This window comes from Ruegeria sp. BI11 (assembly GCF_056538005.1).
In genome coordinates, this window is sequence record NZ_JBQFSM010000064.1 from 1 (window position 1) to 792 (window position 792).

Below are 792 nucleotides of genomic sequence, written 5' to 3' on the forward strand. Positions count from 1 at the left end.
ATCGCTGAGGCTAATCTGCCGGTACTGGCAATTGAGAACTTCAACGCACTAATCGCCGAATTCGAAGCGTTGGGCAAACAAGTCGCTGAGCTCGACCAAAAGCTGGCTGCGATCTTCCGAAACGATGAGAGGTGCAAGATTTGTTGGTACGCGCAGGTCACAACAAAACGCTCTTGGCAATCGCCAACAAGACAGCGCGCATTGCCTGGGCAGTTTTGCAGAGTAGAGAAGGCTAAAAACCGGTGTAGCGGGTAGCCCGGAAAACTTCGGTTTCCAGGAATGCGCAGTGATATGACGATGGTGTAACGACAGAGGCCGCCTGTTCAATAACCTGTAAGGAGTGGTAACCCTCAAAGATCGGATAGATTCCCGCATCGAATGCCGTTGATGCTATCGTTAAAAACACCTCGCGCAGGGTGCGCCATAGATTCACTCCTCGGCGGTTACGATGATCCAGAAACCCACTTCTGTAATGGGGCGGCCTTGTGTCAATGGGTGTTAGAAAAGGCCAAGAACATAGCAGGCCACACTTTCCCCGCCAGGTTCAGGACGCAAATTCAAAAAATTTCTTTTGCTTTTGTAGCTCCGACGTTCACCCACAGCACAAAGAGTAATTCCGTTGCCAGGCTTCCTTCTTCTGTCCGCGGTCAGCGCGTAGCTGCCAACTTAAAGCATCCGATCTTTAACCTGGGGCATATCCGGCAGCCTCGTTCAATCAGGTTAGTTGCATTCCGCAAGGGCATCTAACCTTAAGTCTATATTTCCTGCCCATATTCTATTCGGTATTCACCT

At 50.4% G+C, this 792-nt stretch carries 1 protein-coding gene; it reads left to right on the top strand.

Going from position 1 to position 792, the window contains the following annotated elements; genetic code table 11:
* Positions 1-255: hypothetical protein (locus ACR0DT_RS25095; RefSeq protein ID WP_480713352.1), on the top strand; the 255-nt coding region annotated here is incomplete at its 5' end.
* Positions 256-792 lie beyond the last annotated feature (537 nt).